The sequence below is a fragment of the Thalassospira sp. MCCC 1A01428 genome, from assembly GCF_002115825.1.
Lineage (GTDB): Bacteria > Pseudomonadota > Alphaproteobacteria > Rhodospirillales > Thalassospiraceae > Thalassospira.
The window spans coordinates 1-24,210 of sequence record NZ_JFJZ01000022.1 but is presented as its reverse complement, the minus strand read 5'-3'; the positions used below and the strand labels follow the sequence as shown (position 1 = coordinate 24,210).

At 52.6% G+C, this 24,210-nt stretch carries 22 protein-coding genes; 17 read left to right on the top strand and 5 right to left on the bottom strand.

Going from position 1 to position 24,210, the window contains the following annotated elements; all coding sequences use genetic code 11:
* Nucleotides 1–105: 105 nt before the first annotated feature.
* Complete coding sequence (locus tag THS27_RS16080) at nt 106–903, bottom strand: enoyl-CoA hydratase (RefSeq protein WP_085592655.1); 798 nt, start codon at nt 901–903, stop codon at nt 106–108.
* Nucleotides 904–1,064: 161 nt separating this feature from the next.
* On the opposite strand from THS27_RS16080, the gene THS27_RS16075 reads away from it, so the two are divergent.
* The 5 genes from THS27_RS16075 to THS27_RS16055 all read left to right on the top strand — a co-directional run bounded on the left by THS27_RS16075 (nt 1,065) and on the right by THS27_RS16055 (nt 4,758).
* The gene (locus tag THS27_RS16075) at nt 1,065–1,928 is read left to right on the top strand and encodes a hypothetical protein (RefSeq protein ID WP_085592653.1); all 864 of its coding nucleotides are present in this window, start codon (nt 1,065–1,067) and stop codon (nt 1,926–1,928) included.
* Between the two features lie 250 nt (nt 1,929–2,178).
* Nucleotides 2,179–2,634, top strand: a complete 456-nt coding sequence (locus THS27_RS16070) for a PaaI family thioesterase (protein ID WP_085592651.1) — start codon at nt 2,179–2,181, stop codon at nt 2,632–2,634.
* Nucleotides 2,635–2,793: 159 nt separating this feature from the next.
* Nucleotides 2,794–3,261 carry a 50S ribosomal protein L13 gene (gene rplM / locus THS27_RS16065; protein WP_085592649.1) on the top strand — a complete coding sequence of 156 codons (468 nt, stop codon included), beginning with the start codon at nt 2,794–2,796 and terminating at the stop codon, nt 3,259–3,261.
* Complete coding sequence (rpsI, locus tag THS27_RS16060) at nt 3,261–3,746, top strand: 30S ribosomal protein S9 (protein ID WP_085592647.1); 486 nt, start codon at nt 3,261–3,263, stop codon at nt 3,744–3,746. Before rplM ends, rpsI begins: the two co-directional genes overlap by 1 nt.
* Nucleotides 3,747–3,861: 115 nt before the next feature.
* A complete protein-coding gene (locus tag THS27_RS16055; protein WP_085592645.1) occupies nt 3,862–4,758 on the top strand; it encodes a GNAT family N-acetyltransferase in 897 nt (298 codons plus the stop codon).
* 92 nt (nt 4,759–4,850) lie between these two features.
* Here the strand turns inward: THS27_RS16055 and THS27_RS16050 are convergent, their stop codons facing one another.
* Nucleotides 4,851–5,129 (bottom strand): hypothetical protein, encoded by a 279-nt coding sequence (locus THS27_RS16050; protein WP_085592643.1) that lies wholly within the window; start codon nt 5,127–5,129, stop codon nt 4,851–4,853.
* Between the two features lie 310 nt (nt 5,130–5,439).
* Here THS27_RS16050 and THS27_RS16045 point away from each other — a divergent pair, with 310 nt between their 5' ends.
* A complete protein-coding gene (locus THS27_RS16045; RefSeq protein WP_139835610.1) occupies nt 5,440–6,738 on the top strand; it encodes a hypothetical protein in 1,299 nt (432 codons plus the stop codon).
* A gap of 158 nt (nt 6,739–6,896) precedes the next feature.
* On the top strand, nt 6,897–7,943 hold the full coding sequence (gene argC, locus THS27_RS16040; RefSeq protein ID WP_085592641.1) for an N-acetyl-gamma-glutamyl-phosphate reductase: 1,047 nt from the start codon (nt 6,897–6,899) through the stop codon (nt 7,941–7,943).
* A 67-nt stretch (nt 7,944–8,010) separates the two neighbouring features.
* Here argC and THS27_RS16035 read toward each other — a convergent pair whose 3' ends face one another.
* Complete coding sequence (locus THS27_RS16035; protein ID WP_085592639.1) at nt 8,011–9,435, bottom strand: PLP-dependent aminotransferase family protein; 1,425 nt, start codon at nt 9,433–9,435, stop codon at nt 8,011–8,013.
* A gap of 114 nt (nt 9,436–9,549) precedes the next feature.
* On the opposite strand from THS27_RS16035, the gene THS27_RS16030 reads away from it, so the two are divergent.
* The 6 genes from THS27_RS16030 (at nt 9,550) to THS27_RS16005 (ending at nt 15,628) form a co-directional block, all read left to right on the top strand.
* Nucleotides 9,550–10,422: a DMT family transporter gene (locus THS27_RS16030; protein WP_085592637.1), complete on the top strand. Its 873-nt coding sequence runs from the start codon at nt 9,550–9,552 to the stop codon at nt 10,420–10,422.
* A 103-nt stretch (nt 10,423–10,525) separates the two neighbouring features.
* Nucleotides 10,526–11,086 carry a gamma carbonic anhydrase family protein gene (locus THS27_RS16025; RefSeq protein WP_085592635.1) on the top strand — a complete coding sequence of 187 codons (561 nt, stop codon included), beginning with the start codon at nt 10,526–10,528 and terminating at the stop codon, nt 11,084–11,086.
* A gap of 180 nt (nt 11,087–11,266) precedes the next feature.
* Nucleotides 11,267–12,169, top strand: coding sequence for a DMT family transporter (locus tag THS27_RS16020; RefSeq protein WP_085592633.1), 903 nt, complete (start codon nt 11,267–11,269; stop codon nt 12,167–12,169).
* Between the two features lie 225 nt (nt 12,170–12,394).
* Nucleotides 12,395–13,690, top strand: a complete 1,296-nt coding sequence (locus THS27_RS16015) for a cytochrome-c peroxidase (RefSeq protein ID WP_210402924.1) — start codon at nt 12,395–12,397, stop codon at nt 13,688–13,690.
* A gap of 275 nt (nt 13,691–13,965) precedes the next feature.
* On the top strand, nt 13,966–14,268 hold the full coding sequence (locus tag THS27_RS16010; RefSeq protein ID WP_085592629.1) for a helix-turn-helix transcriptional regulator: 303 nt from the start codon (nt 13,966–13,968) through the stop codon (nt 14,266–14,268).
* A gap of 388 nt (nt 14,269–14,656) precedes the next feature.
* Nucleotides 14,657–15,628 carry a zinc-dependent alcohol dehydrogenase family protein gene (locus tag THS27_RS16005; RefSeq protein ID WP_085592627.1) on the top strand — a complete coding sequence of 324 codons (972 nt, stop codon included), beginning with the start codon at nt 14,657–14,659 and terminating at the stop codon, nt 15,626–15,628.
* Between the two features lie 130 nt (nt 15,629–15,758).
* Here the strand turns inward: THS27_RS16005 and THS27_RS16000 are convergent, their stop codons facing one another.
* Together THS27_RS16000 and THS27_RS15995 are read right to left on the bottom strand one after the other, a co-directional pair.
* Nucleotides 15,759–16,631, bottom strand: a complete 873-nt coding sequence (locus THS27_RS16000; protein WP_085592625.1) for an NAD(P)-dependent oxidoreductase — start codon at nt 16,629–16,631, stop codon at nt 15,759–15,761.
* Between the two features lie 123 nt (nt 16,632–16,754).
* Nucleotides 16,755–18,554, bottom strand: a complete 1,800-nt coding sequence (locus tag THS27_RS15995; RefSeq protein WP_085592623.1) for an alpha/beta hydrolase — start codon at nt 18,552–18,554, stop codon at nt 16,755–16,757.
* A 191-nt stretch (nt 18,555–18,745) separates the two neighbouring features.
* Here THS27_RS15995 and THS27_RS15990 point away from each other — a divergent pair, with 191 nt between their 5' ends.
* The 4 genes from THS27_RS15990 (at nt 18,746) to glpX (ending at nt 24,162) form a co-directional block, all read left to right on the top strand.
* Nucleotides 18,746–20,278: an OmpA family protein gene (locus THS27_RS15990; RefSeq protein ID WP_085592621.1), complete on the top strand. Its 1,533-nt coding sequence runs from the start codon at nt 18,746–18,748 to the stop codon at nt 20,276–20,278.
* 137 nt (nt 20,279–20,415) lie between these two features.
* Nucleotides 20,416–21,657, top strand: a complete 1,242-nt coding sequence (locus tag THS27_RS15985; protein WP_085592620.1) for an LL-diaminopimelate aminotransferase — start codon at nt 20,416–20,418, stop codon at nt 21,655–21,657.
* A gap of 100 nt (nt 21,658–21,757) precedes the next feature.
* Nucleotides 21,758–23,062, top strand: a complete 1,305-nt coding sequence (locus tag THS27_RS15980; RefSeq protein ID WP_085592618.1) for a homoserine dehydrogenase — start codon at nt 21,758–21,760, stop codon at nt 23,060–23,062.
* Between the two features lie 140 nt (nt 23,063–23,202).
* Entirely contained in the window at nt 23,203–24,162 is a 960-nt protein-coding gene (gene glpX / locus THS27_RS15975; RefSeq protein WP_085592616.1) for a class II fructose-bisphosphatase, read from the top strand.
* Nucleotides 24,163–24,210 lie beyond the last annotated feature (48 nt).

Sequence of the window (24,210 nt, the reverse complement as noted above, 5' to 3'; positions counted from 1 at the left end):
CATGGCGTTTGATGTCATTAGCGGTTTCGTCAACTATCACGGAATATAAGGCGTTTCTCATGGGTAAAACACCCTATATCCCGTTTGTGGTTGCTTCTCGCCGTTTTATTTGTGGTGCCATGTGGGGTGGCGTTTTTCAACGAAGGCTCCAATGCCTTCATTTGCGTCGGCTGTTTGCATGTTGGTGGTCATGACCGACGAAGCATAATCATATGCAGCGTCCAGGGGCATTTCTATCTGGCGGTAAAAGGCTTCCTTGCCAATTTTAATGGTCGATGCTGATTTCCGGGCAATTTTTTCGGCCAGTTCGAAGGTTGTACTTTCCAGCATATCGTCGGCAACCACGTCGGAAACCAGCCCCATTTGCCACGCCTGATGTGCGGAAACCGGATCGCCGGTTAACAGCATGCGCATGGCATGTTTCCGGCTGATATTGCGCGATAACGCAACCATCGGAGTCGAACAAAACAGGCCAATGTTGACACCTGGCGTAGCAAAGCGCGCCGTTTCACTGGCAACGGCCAGGTCGCAACTGGCAACAAGCTGGCAACCGGCAGCGGTTGCCATGCCGCGTACACGTGCGATGACCGGTTGGGGCAGGGTAACAATACGCATCATCAGGTCACTGCATTGGGTAAATAAAGCGGCATGACCATCGCAGTTGGAGATACCTTTTAACTCCTTTAAATCATGGCCGGCACAAAATACCGGGCCATTTGCCGCAAGAATCACAGTGTGAACTTTTTTATCCGTAGCAATGGCATCAAGTTCTGTTAGCAAAGCCGACATCATCTTTGAGGATAGGGCATTCCTGTTTTTGGGTTGGTTCATTGTAAGTGTAATAGTAGTGCCGCTATCCTCACGGACTACATAATTTCCGGCGAATTCATCTTTTTGGATCATTTTTTCCTCCCTGGTGCAATTTTTTCTGCACGTAATTGTACTTTTGTCATAGCATGAAAAGCATGGTCGCTGTTATCACTTCAATCAGACTTTTCTGACATCATAGCGGACCTTACTAGTGCCTCGGTATCTGCAACTGTTGCTGACATCAGGTGAATGTCATGGAAGAGCGCGAAAGACCGGAACGCGGCCCGCAGGACAAGGCGCCTACGGCATTTGTTTCTGAGAGCAAGCTGCAAGAAACCCGGCGGGTTTTGTCACCCGCAACGCAGTCTTCGATGAATAAATATGATCGTTCCGATGTAATAGAACGGGAATTTGAAGGAAAAAAAGCCGCAGCCATTGAAAGGCTGGCGGCCAAGGGGATCAATGTTGCGCGAATTGGCCCTGACCCGGCATTAAAAAACGGGCGAGGATCGGATCAGTTCGTTTGGGATACGGGCAACACGCCCTCTGTAAATCCGGGAGAAACGCCCGCTGAAAACAGGGCAGCAGCGCCACCTTCTTATAATTGGGGGCAAGGCGACCTACATGAAACAGATGCGAACAAAAATGCTGCAATTGCCGATGCAAACACGTCCCGGGGCGATGCCCCGACAGATCAGCCACAAGATGCCGTGGAGAAACCACAACCGGAAAACTCTAAAACAGATGACCTTCTTTCGCGATTTACACAAGTACCATCAAATGATGCAGCGGCATCTGTGCCCAACCCGGATTTGACTGACATGGCAATTGAACATCATGGGTTGCGCTTGCCGGATAAAAAACCGGGAACCCCAAAAGCACCAAAGCCTGTGGCAACCGAGCCGGTTGACCAGTTACATGCCGGACGCAAGCGTGCGACGGCTGAAAGCTATGCTGCATTGGACAGTTTGGCATCCCGACCGCCAAAGCCGGTTGAAAAACCGCAACGCAAGGGGGTCGAAAGATGGGCGCCGCGCATTGGTGCCTATATGATTGCAGCAATAGCCGTCGGGTATGTTCTGGTGCTTACCATGATCGAGCTTTATTCGTTGTTTTGAAATACCGGCTGTGGCGTAGCGTCAGACGGGCAGGTTCCTTGCGTGTTCACTTTGTCCTGTTACGGACAGCATAACAGCGTTGTTGTGTGGTATTGGCCAGGCTGGATAGTGTTCACCAACGCGATTGAATACCGGATGTGGTGGTATGGTTACATTCCTCAATGACGGATACTCATATTTACGTTAACGTTGACGTAAATATGAGCGGGCGAGCGAAAGCCGCTGGAAAAAACGTCAGGATATTTCAGGAATGGATAAAACCGTAAACGGTGCGCCGACAATTGGCATTAGCGAGCGCGATTTCGATCGGATCATGGCTGAAAAAGTGCCGTTTGTCGGTGATATGGGAATTATAACCGAAAGTCTGGATGGTGCGGTTGCGCGGTTGCGGTTACCTTTTAACCCGCGCCATATCAGACCCGGCAATGTGATATGTGGACCGGCAATTTTTGCATTGGCTGATATTGCTCTTTATGCTGTTGCCTGGATGCATGTTCCCGTTGCCGATCATGCAGTGACGACCGAGGCCACGGTGCATTTTCTTTCGGGGGCCAGGCCGGGGGATTTGATCGCAGAAGCCAGTGTTCTAAAGGCTGGAAAGCGGTTGCTGGTCGCGCAATGTCATATCCGTTCTGCCGTGGATAATACCCTGTGCGCGCATGTCGTGGGCACCTATGCGATGCCGCCGACAGCAAAAGCGGGATAAAAAAGTGAAAAAAAATGTGGTAAAATAATACCAATTTACATAAGTGTTTGTTTTATAACGTTTTATTCCTGTTGCTTTCCCGGTAAAAATTGGCATACTGCGCCCACTTTCAGCGAGGGGCGATTCCCTCCGTGAAAACCAGTTTCAGGTAATGAATTTATGAAAACCTTCACTGCGACACCGAGCGACATTGAGCGCAAATGGTTCGTGATCGACGCCGAAGACGTCGTTCTCGGTCGTTTGGCTGCAATTGTTGCCAATCGTCTTCGGGGCAAACACAAAGCGATGTTTACGCCTCATATGGATTGTGGCGATCACATCGTTATCGTCAATGCCGAAAAAGTAAAACTGACCGGTCGTAAACTGACCGACAAGAAATTTTACTGGCATACCGGTTACCCGGGCGGCATTAAAGAACGCACCATGGACAAGCTCCTGGGCGGTCAGCATCCGGAACGTGTGATCATCAAAGCTGTTGAGCGTATGATGTCACGTGGTCCGCTGCGCAGCCAGGTTCTGACCAAATTGCACGTCTATGCAGGCACCGAGCATCCGCACGAAGCGCAGCAGCCGGAAGTTCTGGATGTGGCGGCAATGAACGAAAAGAATAAGCGGAGCGCGAAGTAATGGCCGACACCAAAACTCTTGAAGATCTCAAGGATCTGGCGCCAGCCGGTCAGGCCGCTGCTGCTGAAGGCACCCTGCCGGAGCCGAAAATTGACGAACTGGGCCGCGCCTATGCGACCGGTCGTCGTAAAAATGCTATTGCACGCGTCTGGATCAAACGTGGCTCAGGCAAGATCACCGTTAATGGTCGTGAATTCGAAAATTATTTCGGTCGTCCGGTTCTGCGCATGCTGATCAACCAGCCGTTCGGTGCAGCTGCCCGTAACGAGCAGTATGATGTGTTCTGCACCGTTGTTGGTGGTGGTCTTTCAGGCCAGGCCGGCGCTGTGCGTCATGGCATTTCACGCGCTTTGATCAATTTCGAACCGGAATTGCGCAAAGTTCTGAAAGCCGGCGGGTTCCTTACCCGTGACTCACGTGCTGTTGAACGTAAAAAATACGGTAAAGCCAAAGCCCGCCGCAGCTTCCAGTTCTCGAAGCGCTAACCGGCAGCTATACGCAATCGCGATTTTCAAAAGCCCGCTGGTTACGCCAGCGGGCTTTTTCTGTTTTGAACTTTTCATTTATACCCGTCATTCATCTTAATTTTCAGGAAACACCATGCAGTACAGACTTCTGCACGAGCCCGACCGGGCCGCCCTTGAACACTTTTTGTCGACCCATACCAGCAGCACGATGTTCCTGCGCAATAATTTGCGTGCTGCCGGTATGGGCCGACGTCAACATCCCCTGTCAGCCGATTATTTTGCCGCTGTTACTGCCGATGGCACTGTCCATGCTGTGATTGCACATATGCGTGCTGGCAATGTTCTGGTGCAGGGGACGCCCGACAATGTCGGTATTATTAATCAATTGGCTGATTTTTGCCGGGATCACGTAACAGGCCCTGTTGCAGGCATATTGGGACCATCAGAAGCGGCACAAGCTGTTATGCAGTGCTGGGGCCTTATGGATAGCCATTATGCAACCAACCACGACGAAGCCCTTTATCACCTTGATCTTGATCGGCTTGAATTATCAATGCCGCCTTTGGCCGATAGTTACCAGGTGGTTGATGCCGCAAAAATAGATCGTGCAACATTGCTGCGCTGGATGCGCGATTATGAAATGGAAGCGCTGGGTGCTGGTGAAACCCCGTCACTTGACGGGCGGGTGGCGGCGCGTGTGGTTACCGCCCTTGAAGATCGGGCCTGGTGGGGGTTGATCGTGGAGGGGGAGCCGGTTGCCCTGGCTGGTTTTAATGCCCGATTACCCGATATTGTTCAGCTTGGCCCGGTCTGGACGCCGCCAGCATACCGAAATTTGGGATATGCGCGCCTGTTGGTTGCCAAATGTTTGCAGGCGGTCCGGGCACGGGGGTGTAAGGCATCGGTATTATTCACAAATAATCCCGCTGCTGCCCGCGCATATGAAGCGGTCGGTTTTGAGGTAATTGGCACATATCGGCTGGCCCTGCTTGAAAAGCCACAGACCCTTGTTATCGCGCAGGCCGTGTGATCACGTTGTTTTAAAGCCCCGGATCAAATGCAAGAAGGCACGATTGCCTGGTTTGTAAAACGGTTCGGGGTTTTTCGTTTTATTGAAAACGGTTAACCCTGTTTGTTGCTTTTATTTATAAGGATAATGGCAACGGGTTGCAGGCATTTTGCCAGAATGATGGCCCCGATAACCGTTATGAAGCTGTAAACAACAAAGTTCAGCGATACCAGATCGAACCCTGTATGGGCGATGGCCAATAGCACCAGCACTGGCCCTGCAATATAAAGCGCCAGATAGATCATCGTGCTGAAAAGTTCGTTTTGTGCGTCACGGCTCATTTTTGTAAAGGCCGGGCGGCGATGGCGTTTTGGCTCGTTATCGGATGGCATGGTGTCGTCATCTCGCTGTAATTTTTACCATACGGTTATGGGGGAATATCAGCGTATTGGTAACTGTAACAGGGCCCAACCCTGCCAAGGGTTTAGGGCCAATCTGTGGCAGGCCGGCCTTGAAAATGATATGGATGGATTTTGCTGGTCGCCCTGATCATTGGAATATAGATGTAAAAACAGGTGCTGGTTTGACTTTGGCATGGCGGAATGACTACCTGAACGAACTGGTATGGCAAAACGGTTTTATCATGGTTGGCAGGCACGAATGAATTGGGTGCGGCACGGCACGATACAGCGATTTATATGTATGCTGGTGTGTATGGCAGGCATGATGATGCCGTTGGGGGGCAGGGCGCAGGCCGCGGCCAACCCGCATCAGGTGTTATATGAATATGATCAACGCCCGCTTGCTGTCGGAAAGTTCAGTATAGTTTCGGTGTTTCAGGAACGGTTATTTGCTGCCGCCGCCAAATGCCAGCATACATCACCCTCGCAATATGGGGCACCCGACGGTGCCATCGGAGAAAACACCCGAAAGGCTGTGAAGGATTACCTGCCGTGCAGCCCAATGGGCCGGGACAAGGTAAAAGACCCGGCGGATCAGGGGGCTGTTACCATTGGCCTGTGGCAATCCATCATGCCCGAAATAATGCCATATCCCGATGCCATCGAGCGGGCAAATCAGTTGACCTTTGCGTTGGAAGGAACCGATTTTGACCGGGTGGAGTTCAATTTTTGCCAGTCACGTAACCCTGCCACCGGTAAAAGATTTATCGAGGGTGACCGCAACTGTTATTCGAATGACAAGGCATCCTATCTGACATGGGGGCCGCGTGGGGCGACGGCCGGGCACGGGGCCGAAATTCAGCAAATTATTGTGCTGGCAGAAAAGGCTCATCCCGGATTATTGCAAACCGTATTTGGGCCAGAGGCCGACACCATGCGCCGGGTGGTGCTGGGCGATGACGACAGTGTGGAAACCATATTGTGTGCCGCATGGGCCAATGCTCATCGGCGAAACGATTTAAAAAAACGGTTTGCCCGTTATGGTGCCTTGCCCGAAGTGCAGGAAGCCTACAGCATGGTGTATGAAGCTGCCAATGCCGATGGCGGCAAGGTGCAGCGGTTTTTTAGGATTTACAAGGCATTAAAGCCGGTTATTCATCGCGACCCGACCGAAATTGATGTGGCCTTTTTTATTGACCGGGCCACGCATGGCGGGGCCCCGCCAGGGAACCTGGCCCCGCTGATCGAAAAAATGCAGTATTTTGTTTCTCGCACCCGCATTGTGCCATCGCCTGGGCAAATGCGCCGTCAGTTGGCCGCGTGGTTGCCATCACCCCATAAATATAACGACCGGCTGGCCCGCGATGCGATCTTTCTGATTGATGATCCCAAGGTGGATCTCTCCGATGCTCATCGTCGTATCTGGCAAAAGCGTTCCGGGTTGCGGGCCAGTTCGTTTGGGCTTTCAGATGATCGTTATGTTCCGGCCTATCCGGTAATGCCGGTTACCGGCTATGAAGCCATAAAAAGATTCGCTACCGCCCGTCCGGCCGAGAAAAGCGCCTGTCCCGTAATTGCGCGCAAGCCTCGTAATCCATGATATTTTTATGCCATCTGCACGTGGTTCTGCGTATATGCAGAAGTTGCATGGCGAAGCTGTGTGATCGCGGAGCGGAATGTCTTGCATCATGGGGGCATGTTTGCCAACATCCGCCCGTAATCAAACGTGAATATATGCTGTAAGGAGCAAGATTTGAAATGAACGACGTCAAGGTTAAAGTCGGAATTCTCGGTGCCAGCGGATACACCGGCGCGGAACTGGTTCGCATTCTTGCGCACCACGACGCTGCCGAAATTGTATTGTTGACCGCCGACCGACGCGCCGGACGTCCGTTTGGCGAGGTATTTCCCCATCTTGCCCATTTGAATCTGCCCACCATGATCCGGATTGACGAAGCAGACTGGGACAGTGTCGATTTCATTTTTTGTGCCTTGCCGCATGGCACGACACAGGAAGTGATTGCCGGGTTGCCAAGCCATATCAAGGTTGTCGATCTGTCGGCCGATTTTCGTTTGTTCGATGCCGCGACCTACAAGGAATGGTACGGGGCCGAACATGCCGCCCAGGAATTGCAAAAAGAAGTGGTTTATGGCCTGACCGAGCTGCACCGCGAAAAAGTTGCCAAGGCACGGATTGTTGCAAACCCGGGCTGTTATCCAACCCCGGTACAGCTTAGCCTGACGCCGCTTTTGGAACAGAAACTGGTATTGGCGCAGGACATGATCGTTGATGCCAAATCCGGTGCTACCGGTGCAGGCCGTTCGCCCAAGGAAGGGCTTCTATATGCCGAGGTGACCGAAGGCATTCATGCCTATGGTACCGGCGGGCATCGCCACGCGCCCGAAATTGAACAGGGTTTGGCATGGGCATCGGGCGAGGATGTGGTGATTAACTTTTCCCCGCACCTGATGCCGATGAGCCGGGGCATTCTGGAAAGCATCTATGTGAAGATGGCTGACGGTGTGACGCCCGAGCAAATTCACGAAGTGCTTGCCAAACGTTACGAGGATGAACCGTTTGTGCGGGTTTTGCCCTTTGGTGCAACACCGCAAACCCGTCATGTGCGCGGATCAAACTATGTATTGATTGGTGTCGTCAGGGACCGGGTACCAGGCCGTGTGATTATTGTCGCGGTTGAGGACAATCTGGTGAAGGGGGCGTCTGGTCAGGCGGTTCAGAATATGAATGTGATGATGGGCCTGCCCGAAACCATGGGGCTTGAGATCGAGCCGTTATTTCCCTGATCGGTACTTTCTAATCTGACAAATCAAAGACGCGTTACCCATAACAGGTAACGCGTCTTTTTATTTTTCAACATGTTGTGGCTTGTTTTTGTTCTGAAATCCCGGTTTTTAAGAAGTCCAGTAACCGTGGGTCTTGCGACTGGGTAACGTTAAACCGCATTAAATTGCCCGCTGTTTTTGACAGGCTGAAAACATTACCCGGTGCCAGAATAATGTTTTCGCGCAAGGCTGCATGGGCAAGCGCGGTTGCATCCATATCATTTGGCAGGCGTGCCCATAAAAACATGCCCGCTGTGGGCGGGGTTAGCGGGGTAATGCCCAATTGGCCGAATTTTGCGGTAACGTCGGTCATGGCGCGGGCCAGTTTTTGGCGCACCTGTTCCATATGTTTGCGATAAGAACCATTACGTAAAACTGCCAGCACAATTTCAGATGACAGATTGCCGCCACCAAAACTGGTGGCGATTTTCAAATCCACCAGCTTGTCGATCCAGTTGCCCCGGGTGGCGATATAGCCACAGCGCACCGACGCCGAAAGGGTCTTGGAAAAACTGCCGATATGGACAACATTTTCCAGTCCGTCAAACGCGGCCAGGCGCGGGGCGGCGGTTGTTTCAAAATCGGCGAAAATATCATCTTCAATAATGGTGACGCCGTGTTTTTCACACAGCTTTAAAATTCTGTGTGCCTTGGCCGGCGACAGGCTGGCCCCGGTTGGATTATGCAGGCCCGAATTGGTGACATACAGCCGGGGTTGATGATGGGCGATGGTTTCTTCGAACGTATCCATCGCCGGGCCGTCGGCTTGATAAGGGACACTTGTAATTGTTGCACGATGGGCATGGAACAAGGCCTGAAAATTGAAATAACACGGGTCATCTACCAAAACCGTATCACCTGGCTCAATCAACATGCGGCACAGCAGGTCAATTGCCTGTGTGCCCGATTCCGTTAGCATGATCTGATCCGGTCGGGCGGGGATGCCGTAATCGCCCATGCGTCGCCCCAGTAATTGTCGCAGGGGCAGTAAACCTAGCGGAGTACCGTAATCGGTAAGGCTGCCAGGCTCGCCCCGGGCTATCTGACGCAGGGCGCGGCGCAATGCATCCTGTGGCATCCAGTCTGGCGGTAACCAGCCACAGCCAGGCTTTAACACGCTATCATCGGTGCTAAGTGATTGGCGCGATACCCAGAACGGGTCAATCGCCCGGTCCAGTTTGGGGGCCAGTTGCGCAATCGACAAGGGGGGTAAATGGCCTGCGACAAAAAAGCCGGAACCCCGCCGGGATGTAATTTTACCGTCGGCGACCAATCGGTCATAGGCATCGACCACGGTAGATTTGGAAACACCCATTGTATCCGCACATTGCCGAATTGATGGCAGGCGCGCGCCAGGCATCAGGCTGCGTTGTGCGATACGGGCATTAATATGCGCCATAACCTGAGCCACAAGTGTGCTGTTATGGTCCTCAACGGGCGATGATATCGTCATCTGTACTTCCAATAATACCAATACAGTTTGGTTAAATTGTATTGGTATTATGTCTGGCGCAAATGCATTGGGCAAGCGATTGCTGTTCCTGTTTACAGACAGGAGGATGTCGCGATGAGCCGCATAACGCAGGGCTGGATATTCGGATTTTTGGGAATGTTGATTTTTAGTGGTTCCTTGCCTGCCACCCGTCTGGCGATGACCGGTTTTGATCCGGTGTTTTTAACCGTGGCCCGGGCCGTTTTGGCGGCGGGGGTGGCACTTTGTCTGTTGCTGGTTACACGGCAATTGCTGCCATCACGGCGCGATTATATGTCATTGCTAATTGTTTCGCTGGGTACTGTTGTCGGCTTTCCCCTGTTAACGGCACTGGCGTTGCAATTTATCACATCGGCTCATTCGCTGGTGTTTATTGGCCTGTTACCGTTATCAACAGCCATATTCGGGGTGCTGCGCGGCGGCGAACGTTTAAACCCGGTGTTCTGGCTGTTTAGTATTCTGGGCAGTGCGCTTATTTGTGGTTATGCCTTGCGTAACGGGGTGCAAGGGGCGATCCGGGGCGACCTGTTAATGCTGGCCGCTATTGTTGTGTGCGGTCTGGGCTATGCCGAAGGGGCAACCTTGTCGCGTAAAATTGGTGGCTGGCAGGTGATTTGCTGGGCACTGGTATTTGCGTTGCCCCTGATGCTGGTTTTGTTGTTTTTTACCTTTCCCGCTGATTTGCACGGCATTGATGGGGCGTCGTGGTGGTCGCTGGGCTATGTCGCGGTTTTTAGCAGCCTTGTTGGATTTTTGTTGTGGTATCGCGGGTTGGCGCTGGGTGGCATCGGGGCGGTTGGCCAACTGCAATTGTTGCAGCCGTTTTTTGGCATGGTGCTGGCTGCTGTTGTTTTATCGGAAACCGTAGACCCGGCAATGGTGCTGGTCACGATGGCGGTGATTGCCTGTGTTTTTGGGGCCAAGCGGTTCGCCAGGCCGAGCCGTTAAAATTTGCCGGGCCGGTTTGGCAATGCTGCATGTTCCCTTGGCGTGGTGAAGGCGGTAAGCTGCGCCAAACCATTCCCGTAAAGAGACAGGGACGACAGATATTATGCCAACAATCCTGAAATATCGCGATGCAGTGCCACAAATTGCTGATACTGCCTTTATCGCCCCCAATGCGACCCTCATTGGTGATGTCGAAATCGGCCCGGAAACCGGCATCTGGTTTGGTTGTGTGATTCGCGGGGATGTGCATGAAATTCGCATCGGGGCGCGCACCAATATCCAGGATCTGACCATGGTACATGTCGCCAAGGGCAAGTTCGGCACCTATATCGGTGATGATGTTACCATTGGTCATTCGGCGGTCATTCATGCCTGCACGCTGGAAGACCGCAGTTTTGTCGGCATGGGGGCCACTGTAATGGATGGCTGTGTGATTGAACAGGGTGCGATGCTGGGTGCCGGGGCCTTGTTGTCGCCGGGTAAACGCATTCCGGCGGGCGAATTATGGGCCGGTGTCCCTGCGCGCAAGGTTCGCGAACTTACCCAGGAAGAAATCGAATTTTTCAAGGTGTCAGCCGATCGTTATGCCGGGCTGGCGGAAGAATATCGTGTCGGTATTGCGTCGGGCGATGCGATTGATTCCCTGCCTGATACGGAAGACTGACGCACCGGTTTGTGATCATTATACCAAATCATTGCGATATCTGTTCTGCAGGGCGGGTATCGCAATTTTTATGTATGAAACAGATTTCTTGAAGCGCGGCGACCGCTGCGCTAAGAGGATTTATATATTATACAATTTTAAAATCGCGACGTCAGATCGCGTTAGGGATGGACCAAAACCATGACACGCTGGCAAGCCAATGGCGTTATCCTGTTTGTGGCCCTGATCTGGGGCACGACCTTTGTTGTGCAACAAACCAGCATGGATAGCATCGGTCCGTTCTATTTTACCGGTGTGCGATTCTTGCTTGGCACCGTGGCCGTGTTGCCCTTTGCCTTGCGCGAAGTTTCACGCCTGCATTTGGCCGGTTATCGTTTTTCCACCCGCGATAAGCTGGGCTTGCTGGCAACCGGCATTGCCATGTTTCTGGCATCCATCCTGCAACAAATTGGCATTATGGATACGTCGGTAACCAATGCTGCATTTTTAACCGCATTTTACGTGCCGACGGTGCCGATCCTGGCGTTGCTGGTATTTCGTATTGTGCCGCATTGGGCAGTTTGGCCCGGCGGGGTGCTGTGCGTAATCGGTACCTATATGCTTAGTGGCGGGGATCTTTCCGGGTTAGGCCGTGGTGATTTCTGGGTTATTGGCAGTGCCTTTTTCTGGGCCAGTCAGGTGGTGCTTGTTGGCATTATGGCACAGCGAACCCGTGCGCCGCTTAGCGTTGCGGCGGTTCAGTTTTTTGTTACCGGTGTGTTGGGCATGGTTATGGGGGCCTTCACCGAGGATTTCAGCCTGCAATCCATTTATGGTGCCGGGTTTGAAATTCTATATGCCGGTATCATGTCGGCAGGGGTGGCCTTTACCCTGCAATGTGTCGCACAAAATTATACCGAAGCGGCCGATGCCGCGATTATCATGAGTGCGGAAGCCGTTTTTGCGGCCATTGCCGGGGCCATATTTTTGGGTGAACGTCTGTTGCCCATGGAATATGCCGGATGCGGGCTGATTTTGGTGGCGATTATAAGTGTGCAGCTTATGCCGTTACTGCGTCGTCGCCGCCGTTCGGTGACTGTTTAGGCTGTGTCCCATGGTATCGGTGTTGTGCCTGATGGTTTGGTCTTGGCCTTGGGTTTCTTGCTGTTTTTAACGGTTGAGTCTTGACCTTTGTCAAGGAATGGCACAGATAGGGACTGTAGAAAGCAATTCAGAATGATTTGCGGTCACACAGCGCCTGAAAGTCCCACCATGCATCGTCCTGCTTTGAAAAATCAGCCATCTTTGTTGGCTTTACGGCCATTTATAATGACCAGCGCCATTGGTTGCGGTGTGGCCTTGTCTATTTTGGCGATGATGCCCTTGCCGGTCCTGGCGGCAAATGCAGCGCCCGATAGTGCTGAAACATCGCAAACTTCAAAGGTTGTTCCGCACGATCAGGGGACCGCGAACAGTGATGCCCATCTGGCGGGTGGGTCGGTGCCGTTTAAAACCTTGTCCGAACTGGGCGAAGCGCTTTATTTCGATACCAATTTGTCAAAAAACCGCAGTCAGGCCTGTGCCAGCTGCCACGACCCGGAAACGGCATTCCGCGACCCGCGCGATACGGTTGCCAACGGGTCGTTTTCGATGGGCGATGACGGGGCATCTTTTGGTGATCGGAATGCGCCAATGGCGGCCTATGCACGCCTGGCGCCCGATTTTCATATTACCAAAGACGGCGTCCCGGTTGGGGGGCAGTTTTGGGATGGCCGCGCCAAGGACCTTGCCGCACAGGCCGGTGGCCCGCCGTTAAACCCGGTTGAAATGGGCATGGGCGGCGCTCATGATGTTGTTTCGCGCCTGAAGGAAGACCGGGATTATGTAAACGCATTCAAGGTGCTGTTTGACCAAAATATCTGGGATGATGATGACGCCGCGTTTACCGCAATGACACAGGCCATTGCGGCCTTTGAAAAGACCGACCAGTTCGCGCCATTTGATTCCAAATATGACCGCTGGCTGCAAGGCGATTATAAAATGACCCCGAACGAAGAACTGGGCCGGGTGTTGTTCTTTTCCCAGCAATTTACAAATTGTAACGAGTGCCACCAGTTAAAGGCCGCCGGTGCAAAAGGCGAAACCTTTACCAATTATCAGTATCACAATATTGGTGTTCCCCAGAACCGCGCCCAGCGCGAGGCTGATGGTCGTAACCCCGATTTTGTTGATAACGGCCTTTTGGATAACCCGGCCATTACCGACCCGTCCTTTAAGGGGAAATACAAGGTTCCGTCCTTGCGTAATGTCGCGGTGACAGCGCCTTATATGCATAACGGTGTATTTCATGATTTGAAAACGGTGGTGCGATTTTACAATAAATATAACAGCCGGTCCAAAGCCGCCCAGATCGACAATGAAACCAAAAAGCCGTGGGCTGCACCCGAAGTCCCCGACACGATTTCACTGACTGAACTTGAAAAGGGTGACGCCCTTGATACCCGTCGTGAAAATGCGCTGGTGGCGTTTCTAAAAACCCTGACTGACAAGCGGTATGAACCGTTATTAAAGGCGCAGGAAGAAGCCGCGAAGCAGGCAAAAGCCGAAAAGAGCGCGCAAAACTGATTTGGTACTGCAATACATTGACGCCCCCGCCTGGAATAAGTTCAGGCGGGTGTTTTGTTTGTTATCGATATTGCTATGGTCGTTCCGTCTGAGTGTTTTGCCTGGGCAAGACCTCTCAGATGATGGTGGCGGCTTGGCAATAGGTGCGGTGTTGTTTGCCCCTAAGTCAAAACTGATCGTTGTTTTTTGCTGTCCCTGTAGGGGCAAGATGCATCTGTTTAAAAATCAGTTGTCTGCCTGCTTGACAAATCTAGATATTCCGATATGTAGATGACATGAACATTCATCTCGTCATCAAGGCTCTTGCCAATCCAACCCGGGTCGCCATTTTGAACGGCCTTAAGAACCCTGCTGCGCATTTTCCGCCGCAGGATGAAGGCGATATTGCGGTGGATGGTGTTTGCGTAAGCAGCATTCAGGAAGGCATTGGTCTTTCACAGTCCACTACGTCCAGTTATCTGGAACTTCTTCAGAGGGCAGGGCTGGTAAAAGTAACCCGGCGAGGGCGATGGACCTATTACAAGCGCGATGAGGACGGGATTAGTCAGTTCGCAGAGGCTGTGAAACAGCAGCTCTAGCTGGCTGTTTTGGCTTTTAAATTTGGCTCAATACATCGAAATATCTCGATAAATAGAGGAATGAGACATGTAGTGTTCGCGCAAAACCGCTGTTTTGGTCAATATTTTCGCCGTGATGATATCCGGGGCTTTACTCCCAATGTCTGCCGTTGAGGCTCTCAGGTTACGATTATTAATCAGTGGCCTGCGGGCAGGGGGTAATATTTCAGGCAAGCTTGAGCGTGCCGGTATGCCCGGGCCAATGACAGGTTAAAGTGGAAATAACTTACCCCAAACAATGTGGGGTGAGGTTTGAACTCGAAGAAAACAAGTCTCGGGCCGATGCTCCTGTCTGGAACGAGACCGGTTTAATATATCGATATATCGCGATAAATAGAAGGATAAGAGAATGGAACGTTTAATGAAAGCTGCAGTTTTAACCAAATTCGGGGGCTACGACGCCTTTGACATTAAAGATGTTGTCGTGCCGTCTGTCGGTGCGCGCGAGGTTCGTGTACGGGTTCACGCGACGGCTGTTAATCCGCTCGATTATCAAATCAGGCGGGGGGATTATGCAGAATATGTTTCGCTTCCTGCAATCACAGGGCACGATATTTCCGGGGTGATCGAGGAAATTGGCGAGGAAGTAACGGAGTTTGCCGTCGGTGACGAGGTTTACTATACGCCTTTGATTTTTGGCGCTCAGGGTTCCTATGCCGAACAGCATGTTGCCAATGTGGATTTGATTGCTCGCAAGCCAAAGAACCTTACGCACGGGGAAGCGGCGAGTATGACGCTTGTGGGGGGTACTGTCTGGGAGGCGTTCGTTACGCGCGCGCAGCTTAGGGTTGGGGAAACGATATTGGTACATGGTGGTGCTGGCGGTGTCGGCAGCATCGCAATCCAGGTTGCCAAAGCCATGGGAGCCCGGGTTTTCACGACGGCAGCACAGAAACATCATGCCTTTGTTGAGGGACTTGGTGCTGATCTTGCCATAGATTACAACGCGCAGGATTACGTTGCGGTGGTTAATGAAGCAACCAGCGGTGCAGGTGTTGACGTGGTCTTTGACACAATAGGCGGCGACACCCTGACAAGAAGCCCGCTTGTCCTGGCCCAGATGGGCAGGGTTGTTACATTGGTCGATATTGCACAACCGCAAAACCTGATCGAGGCCTGGGGTCGTAATGCATCCTATCATTTCGTGTTCACACGTCAGAACCGGGGAAAACTTGATGCCCTGACCGATCTTTTGGAACGCGGCCTTGTCAAACCGGTTATCGGTGCGACCTTTCCGCTTGAGCGTATCGGCGAAGCCCATGCGTATCTTGAAGCCGGAACGGCAAATAACCTGCGCGGGAAAGTGGTTGTCACGGTTTAAAATCAAAACCCGAAAGCATTGCAGCGCGAACGCAGTGCTTTCGGGCGATACCCGGATTGTTAATTGATGGCGGGTTTATCTGTGATGCCGGTCGATATAACCGGGCGGATTTACCGCCCGGTTCGTCCGTTTAATTTTTCAGAATGTCGATAATTGCACTTTGTGCCAGATCACCCATGCCGGCCTCGGTAGCGTGTTCAAACACGGAACAGGCCGCATTCCCAACCGGTACAGCCTGTTGTAGTTCCTGTGCCAGTTGCATGGCATAGCTGGCGTCCTTGGCCCTTAAGGCAGTGGTGAAATGAATGCCTTCATTGTGGTTGCCCGAAATCATGCCGGGCAGGGTCATGGATGCGGGGCCGCTGGCAAGCGCCCCGCTTAAAAAGGTTTGGGCAACCTGTTCGCTATCCAGCCCTGCCTTTTGGGCAATAGCGACAAGTTCGGCTGCGCAGGCAATGTGAACCGCGCCAATCAGATTGTTCATCAGTTTATAGACTGTCCCTGACCCCGCAGGTCCAAAATGGATAATTTTGCTGGCAACGGATTCCAGTACCGGGCGTGCGCGTTCAAGAACGGCCAGATCGGCACCAATAAGAAAAACGGTTTCACCGCGTGCGACCTGTTCAGGAACAGCCGTAACCGGTGCATCAATATAGGGAATATTTTGAGCATCCATAATATCGGCAAGTTCGCGTACGAACGCGTGTGACAGGGTTGAACATTCAATTGCAATCGTACCAGGGGCGATGGCATCAAGGGCACCATTATCACCCAGCCATACGTGACGCGATGCAATGTCGTCAGCCATGAATGATATTACAAATTCGCAGCTTTCAACGGTATCTGCGGGGGTTTCACAGGCAATGGCACCCTGGTCAGTCAGCGGGGCCAGCTTTTCCGGGCTGCGATTCCAGACGCGAATTTTATATCCCTTGGATAAAAGGCACGTGATCATGGCACTTGCCATGCGTCCTGCTCCCAAAAAGCCGATTGTGTTGCTCATGCTTGTATCCGTCCGCATTTAAAACAGGGTTCTGACTGCTTTGATAAAATCAAAAAACGACCGGAATATGTATTCCGATCGTTTTTTATGCTGTGCCTGTTGGCTATGGAAAAAGACCGGTGATTATGGCCGGACTTTTACATATTCACCCGGTGCCGGGCCAATTACCTTGCGGTCGCCATCGCCGGGTTTACGGGCGTCAACCTCGCCACCACTGCGGCGGCTGATCCAGTTTTGCCAGTCCGTCCACCAGGACCCTTCATGCTGGGTCGCTTTTTCCAGCCACTGGTCCGGGTCGGCCGGGTTGCGGTTATAAGTCCAGTGGCAATATTTGTTGGCTGCTGGCGGGTTAACCACACCGGCAATATGCCCCGATGCAGACAGAACAAATTTCACCTGCCCTGATAACAGTTGCGTTCCGGCATAGGTTGCTTTCCACGGCGCAATATGGTCTTCGCGGGTAGACAGAAAATAGGCCGGAATTTTAATGTCACGCAGGTCGATCCGTTCGCCCAGAATGCTGATGCCACCTGGCTCGCGCAGAAGGTTTTTCTGGTACATGTTGCGCAGATAAAAACTGTGCATTGCTTTTGGCATCCGGGTCGAATCCGAATTCCAGTATAGCAGGTCAAACGGGAACGGGTCCTTGCCCAGCATGTAGTTGTTCACAACGAACGACCAGATCAGGTCATTGGCGCGCAACATGTTAAACGATGTCGCCATGTCGCGGCCATCAAGGAAGCCGTCTTTTTCCATGCGTTGTTCCAGGCTTTCGATTTGTTCTTCATCAACAAATACCGAAAGTTCACCCGGTTTTTCAAAATCGGTCAGGGTGGTAAAGAACGTCGCCGATTTAATGCGGTCATCGCCTGTTTTGGCCATATAGGCCAGGGTCGATGTCAGCAATGTGCCACCCAGACAATAGCCGATGGCATTCACATCGTCTTCGCCCGTGGCTTCCTTGATCATGTCGAGTGCGGCCAGAATCCCTTCCTTGGCGTAATCGGAAAACGATTTTTCGGCCAGTTCACTATCAGGGTTAACCCAGGACAGGACAAAAACGGTGTGCCCCTGGTCAACCGCCCACTTGATAAAGGAATTTTCCGGGCGCAGATCAAGAATGTAATATTTGTTGATCCATGGCGGAATAATCATTAACGGCCGCTTGGCCACCTTGTCGGTCGACGGGGTATATTGCAGCAATTCCATCAAATCGGTTTTGCCAATAACGGCCCCCGGCGTGGTTGCCACATTTTCACCCACCTTAAAGGCATCAAGGTCAGTCATTTTGATCTGAAGTTTGCCTTTTCCCCGTTCCAGATCATCAAGCAGGTTTTGCAAACCCTTAACCAGGTTTTCACCACCCGATTCGACCGTGGTGCGCAAAACTTCGGGGTTGGTCATCAAAAAATTGGTTGGTGAAATGGCATCAACGAACTGACGGGTATAAAAATCGACTTTTTGTGCTGTTTTGTCATCCAGCCCGTCAACGTCATGTACCAGGCCCTGAATCCATTGCGACGACAAAAGATAGGACTGTTTGATATAGTCGAAAACTTCATTGTCCTGCCAGGCTTCGTCACGAAAACGACGATCACCTTTAAGTGGTGTTACAATCGGTTCGGCGTCCTGGCCCAGCATCCGCAACGTGGTATTTTGCCACAGTTGCATGTAATTCTGCCATAACTGCATCTGCGCTTCGACCAGTTTGGTCGGGTTTTGCATCATATGGGTGCAAAGTTCCATGAAGGCCGATCCGATATTTAGCGGGTCAGGATCAGCTATTTCAGGGTCGTCGGCCTGGCGTGCCAAAAAATCAGCAACAAGACGCTGGCTCCTTTCCGCAATTTCGGCCATCGTGGCGGAAATTTCTTCGGGATCGGGATGTGAATTTTCGGTTTCGCTGGCCTGTTGATCGGTCATGGCGCATTCCTTTATGATATCGCCCGTCATAATCGGCACGTAAGTTGAAACACTGCTTGATCCCAAGCTTATCATATCCTTAGACTTTCGCAGCCTAACGTGCCACGAGGGCATGATACAAGAAATATAAGATGACGTGTTTGTCGCAGATCACATGCACGCGTTTCTTCATTTTGGAGCAAGGAATATCAATGGCTGTCTCGAAACCGACATTGCGCGCTGGGCATAAACAGCCGGGCTTGCGCGGTCTTCTTCACACAGGGTCGGCACTGGCCGTGGTCTTGATGTTGGGGGCCTGTTCGTCGGTGCCTGATGCCATCAACCCTGTTGAATGGGGCAAAAGTATTGGCGATGCATTTACCGGGGACGAGGGGCCGGAAAAATCCGAACAGCCGATTCCCGGTCAGGAAAACGATTATCCCCGTCTTGGCGACACCCCAAGCCGCCCGGTTGCGACTGGCGATAGCGAACGCGACACCCTGATCGCCGGTCTGGCCGCTGACCGTGCCAATGCCAAATACACCAATACGACAGGCCGGGCGGACCATGTTGCCGTTAATCCGATTGCGCCGCAGGGGGCTGCAACGACTGATGCCACGCCAGCCGCACCGGCACCGGTTGCGGCGACTAGCACGCCGGCACAAGGCACGGCACCCACCCCGAAACCTGCTGCACCGGAAAAAATGCCCGAACCTGCCGCAGCCATGCCCGAACCAAAGCCGGCTGATTTGAAAACAACACCGATTGCCGATGCCGACCCGTCGTCAAGCGGATCGCGGATTGTCGATGAATGGAACGCCAAGGCGGCCAATAATCCGCTGCCAGTGCCCAAGGCTGCCGAGTTGCCCGACTCACCCGACCTGAAAGCCGAGGATACCGGAGCAAAGGCCCCATCTGCCAACACGCAGGCCGAAGCCGCAGCACAGGCACAAAGCAAAGCTGAAATAAACGATGCGCCGCCTGTTCCGGCTGCACCGAAACTTGAGCCGAAAAAGCTTGATGCCGAACCACCTGTGCCAGAAGCCAGTAGCCCCTCGGCAGCCGTAAAACCGGCACCTGCCGCTGCTGATGACGATCCGGTGATGACGCAGTATAAACGCCGTCTTGCCGAAGGACAGGGGCAGTTTGACAAGGATCCGATGCCCTCTGGTACCAGTAAGGATGCCAGCGGCGATTTTGATTATTCGATGTATACCGATAACGGGTCGGTCAAGGTGGACGAAAGCCAGCTTGAAAACAAAGTGCCACCCGCGCCGGTGGTTGGGGATGTGACCGTTAACGACGAAGCGATTGGCGAAACCCCCGACGAATTACTGGCATCGCGCCTTGGGGTAAAGGCCGTAACCCGGATGCCAGATGCCGAGAATAATACGCAAGTTGCACAAATCCAGTTTGCTTACGGGTCGGCAAAATTAAGCTCAACCGATGTAGCCGTATTGCGCAAGGTTGCCATCGCCTGGAAAAAACATGGTACGGCCAGCTTGAAGGTCATCGGTCATGCGTCGTCCCGAACCGAGAACATGTCGATCGAGGAACACGAAAAAACCAATCGCATGATTTCAGAGCGCCGTTCGTCGGCGGTAATCAACCAGTTGCTGGCCCTAGGTGTTAACCCTGACGCCATTTACGTTTCGGCCGAAGGTGCGTCTGATCCCCGCTATTTTGAAGGGGTTCCGGCAGGTGAAGCCGGAAATCGGCGCGTCGAAATCTTTATGGATTATTGAGCGTAAAAAAGGTACATCCTTCGAATTGTACGGCGCGCCACCAGGATAAAGCCGGGTGGCGCGCAACTTTTTTCACCAAGAGGTCGCCTTTGCCGCAGAAAATTGCGTTTGGGCGAGTTTGATAAGGATACAGGATAATGTCCTCTGAATTTCACCGCGTAAAACGTCTCCCTCCTTATGTCTTCGCAGAAGTAAATGCGATGAAGGCGGCGGCGCGGCGAGCGGGAGAGGATATTATCGATTTCGGCATGGGCAACCCGGACCCGGTCACACCGCAACATATCGTCGATAAGCTGGTAGAGACGGTGCAAAATCCGCGCACGCATGGCTATTCGATGTCGCGGGGCATTCCCGGTTTGCGCAAGGCATTGGCCGCCTATTATGGCCGTCGCTTTGGTGTTGATATTGATCCGGAAACCGAAACCGTTGTTACCATCGGCTCCAAGGAAGGTCTCGCCAATCTGGCCGCCGCCATTACCAGCCCTGGCGACATCATTCTGGTGCCCAATCCCAGTTATCCGATCCACGCGTTTGGCTTTATTATTGCCGGGGCCGCCCTGCGCCATATTCCAATCGGGCATGATGATCAGGGCACGTTTAACGCCGAAAGTTTCATGGAACAACTGCATCGTGCAGTGAAACATTCCGTGCCCAAACCCAGTGCCGTGGTGCTGAATTTCCCGGCCAACCCAACTGCCCTGACGGTGGATCTGAACTTCTACAAAGAAGTGGTCGATTTCTGCTGCGAGCATGAAATCTATATTCTGTCGGACATTGCCTATTCGGAAATTTATTTTGATGGCAACCCGCCGCCCTCGATTCTGCAAATTCCGCGGGCCAAGGAAATTGCGGTGGAATTTTATTCGCTGTCAAAAACCTATTCGATGGCAGGCTGGCGTATTGGCTTTGCCACCGGTAATAAAAAACTGATCAATGCCCTGACGCGGATTAAATCCTATCTGGATTACGGTGCCTTCACCCCGATTCAGGTCGCAGCAACGGCAGCCTTGAACGGCCCGCAGGATTGCATCGACGAGTTTCGTACTCTTTATCGGGATCGGCGCGATATTTTTATCGAGGGCATGCAGTCGGCCGGCTGGAATATTCCGTCGCCAGCGGCCACCATGTTTGCCTGGGCGCCTATCCCCGATCAGTTTGCTGAACTGGGTTCGCTGGAATTTTCCAAACTGTTATTGCAGGAAGCAGGGGTTGCCGTGGCACCGGGCCTGGGCTTTGGGGAATATGGTGATCGCCATGTTCGTATTGCGCTGGTTGAAAACAAACATCGTATTCGCCAGGCCAATCGCAATATCAAACAGTTCTTCCAAAAATGCCCGGATGCAAATTCTGCACGGGAACTGTTGAAGAAAACCGTCTAATATTCGATAACTCACTGTCGACATGTTCCGGGGCGCCTGTGTTGCGCCCCGGATTTTGTGCGATAATGGGTAAAATATACCGCAATGATAAGGAGTTATCGTGGAAGACGTTGTCAAAATCGGTGTGGCTGGCCTGGGTACGGTCGGTGCCGGTACGGTAAAACTGCTCAGTGAACATCGCGACCTTCTGACCGACCGTTGTGGTCGCCAGATTATTGTGACAGCTGTATCGTCACGGGATCGAACTCGTGATCGCGGTTTTTCGACCGAAGGCCTGACCTGGTACGAAGATGCCCGGCTTTTGGCAACCGATGACAATGTTGATATCGTTGTGGAACTTATTGGCGGGTCCGATGGTATCGCCTATGAAGTTTGCAAAAATGCCCTGATGGCAGGCAAACATGTTGTTACCGCGAATAAGGCGCTTTTGGCCCTGAAGGGGGCCGAACTGGCCCAGATCGCCGAAGATCATAATGTAACCATCGCCTATGAGGCCGCCGTTGCCGGGGGCATCCCCGTGATCAAGGCCTTGCGCGAAGGTTTGGCGGGCAATGCTGCCAGCCGTGTCACCGGCATTTTGAACGGTACATGCAACTATATTCTGACGACCATGCGTGAGCAGGGCCGCGATTTTGGTGATGTCCTGTCTGAAGCCCAGAAACTGGGCTATGCCGAGGCTGACCCCAGCTTTGATGTTGACGGGATTGATGCCGCGCACAAGCTGGCCATCCTCGCCAGTCTGGCCTTTGGCATCGAGGTTGACTTTGACGCGGTTTCTATTGAAGGCATCCGCAGTGTTTCGGCCCTTGATATCGAATATGCCGAAGAACTGGGATATCGCATTAAATTGCTGGGTATTGCCAAGCAAACTGCCGAAGGTATCGAGCAACGTGTCGCCCCGGTAATGGTGGATCGTAACACCCAGATCTCCAAGGTTGAGGGGGTGTTTAATGCGGTTGCGATTGAAGGCGATTTTGTCGGTCCGGTTATTTTACAAGGCAAAGGGGCAGGCGAGCGTCCAACAGCATCGGCTGTTGTTGCCGATATTGTTGATATTGCGTCAAACCGCACGGCACCTGTTTTTGGCGTGCCGGCAAAGCGTTTGAAAAAGAACGTGCGTGCCTCGCTCGAAAAACATTCAGGGCCTTATTACCTGCGCCTGATGGTGTGGGATCGCCCTGGTGTGATGGCAAAGGTAACGACGGCTTTGTCGCAGCATGGGGTGTCTGTTGCTTCCATGATCCAGCATGGCCGGGCGGAAACCGAAGGCGGCGTGGTGCCGGTGGTTTTCATTACCCATGAAACCAGCGAAGGTGCGATGCAGGAGGCCCTTGAAACCATTACGGCATTCGAAAGTAATTCGCAGCCGCCGGTTTTGATGCGCATTGAAAATTTCGCTTCGTAACAAAACAAAAAAAAGACATATGCGCCCCGCAGGTTTACACCAGCGGGGCGTTATAACTTTGGGATAACCAAAGAATTCGCCTACCGGGAAGAATGAGACGGGGCCCCCAGACCCCGCACCAACAGACAAGGACGGAAGATATGGATCGAAATCTTGCGCTTGAAACAGTACGCGTCACCGAAGCAGCCGCATTGGCATGTTCCGGGTTGATGGGGCGCGGCGACGAGAAGGCCGCCGACCAGGCCGCCGTCGATGCGATGCGCAACGCGCTTAACAGCCTCGACATTCGTGGCACTGTGGTTATTGGCGAAGGCGAGCGTGACGAAGCGCCGATGCTGTTTATTGGCGAAGAAGTTGGCAGTGGCGAAGGCCCTGAAATTGACATTGCACTGGACCCGCTTGAAGGGACTACCATTTGTGCGACCGGCGGGCCGAACTCGCTGGCAGTTGTTGCGATGGCTGAAAAGGGCGGTTTTTTGAACGCGCCTGACACCTATATGCAGAAAATTGCCGTTGGTGGTGGTTTGCCTGATGATGTCATCGATCTTGATGCGACCCCGGGTGAAAACCTTAAAAGCATGGCATTGGCCAAAGGTTGTGATGTTTCGGATCTGGTTGCCTGCATTTTGAACCGCCCGCGCCACGAAGAACTGATTGCCAAAACCCGCGAAGCCGGTGCGCGTATTATGTTGATTGACGATGGTGATGTGTCGGGCGTTATTGCAACGTCGCAAAAAACCTCGGGCATCGATATTTATATGGGAACCGGTGGCGCCCCTGAAGGTGTGTTGGCCGCGGCGGCGCTGCGGTGCATCGGGGGTCAGTTTCAGGCCCGGTTGGTGTTTCGTAACGACGACGAAGTTGCCCGTGCCCATAAATGGGGTATCGAGGATCTGAACCGTAAATACACCCTGACGGACCTTGCCCGTGGCAATGTGATGTTTGCTGCCACTGGCGTGACCGATGGTGCCATGTTGCGCGGTGTTCGGCGTTTCGCGCATGGTGCAGAAACAGAATCAATCGTGATGCGCAGCCAAAGCGGCACGGTTCGTTATATCCGCGCAGTGCATGATTTCAGCCGTAAGGTTTGGTACAAGTAAGTTTTCCGATTTTATGACCAGACTGAAAAACGGGGTGCTTTAGCATCC

Excerpts from the sequence above, each read along its gene's own strand:
- THS27_RS16080 (WP_085592655.1), bottom strand. The coding sequence starts at position 903 with ATGATCCAAAAAGATGAATTCGCCGGAAATTATGTAGTCCGTGAGGAT.
- THS27_RS16075 (WP_085592653.1), top strand. The coding sequence starts at position 1,065 with ATGGAAGAGCGCGAAAGACCGGAACGCGGCCCGCAGGACAAGGCGCCT.
- THS27_RS16070 (WP_085592651.1), top strand. The coding sequence starts at position 2,179 with ATGGATAAAACCGTAAACGGTGCGCCGACAATTGGCATTAGCGAGCGC.
- rplM (WP_085592649.1), top strand. The coding sequence starts at position 2,794 with ATGAAAACCTTCACTGCGACACCGAGCGACATTGAGCGCAAATGGTTC.
- rpsI (WP_085592647.1), top strand. The coding sequence starts at position 3,261 with ATGGCCGACACCAAAACTCTTGAAGATCTCAAGGATCTGGCGCCAGCC.
- THS27_RS16055 (WP_085592645.1), top strand. The coding sequence starts at position 3,862 with ATGCAGTACAGACTTCTGCACGAGCCCGACCGGGCCGCCCTTGAACAC.
- THS27_RS16050 (WP_085592643.1), bottom strand. The coding sequence starts at position 5,129 with ATGCCATCCGATAACGAGCCAAAACGCCATCGCCGCCCGGCCTTTACA.
- THS27_RS16045 (WP_139835610.1), top strand. The coding sequence starts at position 5,440 with ATGCTGGTGTGTATGGCAGGCATGATGATGCCGTTGGGGGGCAGGGCG.
- argC (WP_085592641.1), top strand. The coding sequence starts at position 6,897 with ATGAACGACGTCAAGGTTAAAGTCGGAATTCTCGGTGCCAGCGGATAC.
- THS27_RS16035 (WP_085592639.1), bottom strand. The coding sequence starts at position 9,435 with ATGACGATATCATCGCCCGTTGAGGACCATAACAGCACACTTGTGGCT.
- THS27_RS16030 (WP_085592637.1), top strand. The coding sequence starts at position 9,550 with ATGAGCCGCATAACGCAGGGCTGGATATTCGGATTTTTGGGAATGTTG.
- THS27_RS16025 (WP_085592635.1), top strand. The coding sequence starts at position 10,526 with ATGCCAACAATCCTGAAATATCGCGATGCAGTGCCACAAATTGCTGAT.
- THS27_RS16020 (WP_085592633.1), top strand. The coding sequence starts at position 11,267 with ATGACACGCTGGCAAGCCAATGGCGTTATCCTGTTTGTGGCCCTGATC.
- THS27_RS16015 (WP_210402924.1), top strand. The coding sequence starts at position 12,395 with ATGACCAGCGCCATTGGTTGCGGTGTGGCCTTGTCTATTTTGGCGATG.
- THS27_RS16010 (WP_085592629.1), top strand. The coding sequence starts at position 13,966 with ATGAACATTCATCTCGTCATCAAGGCTCTTGCCAATCCAACCCGGGTC.
- THS27_RS16005 (WP_085592627.1), top strand. The coding sequence starts at position 14,657 with ATGGAACGTTTAATGAAAGCTGCAGTTTTAACCAAATTCGGGGGCTAC.
- THS27_RS16000 (WP_085592625.1), bottom strand. The coding sequence starts at position 16,631 with ATGAGCAACACAATCGGCTTTTTGGGAGCAGGACGCATGGCAAGTGCC.
- THS27_RS15995 (WP_085592623.1), bottom strand. The coding sequence starts at position 18,554 with ATGACCGATCAACAGGCCAGCGAAACCGAAAATTCACATCCCGATCCC.
- THS27_RS15990 (WP_085592621.1), top strand. The coding sequence starts at position 18,746 with ATGGCTGTCTCGAAACCGACATTGCGCGCTGGGCATAAACAGCCGGGC.
- THS27_RS15985 (WP_085592620.1), top strand. The coding sequence starts at position 20,416 with ATGTCCTCTGAATTTCACCGCGTAAAACGTCTCCCTCCTTATGTCTTC.
- glpX (WP_085592616.1), top strand. The coding sequence starts at position 23,203 with ATGGATCGAAATCTTGCGCTTGAAACAGTACGCGTCACCGAAGCAGCC.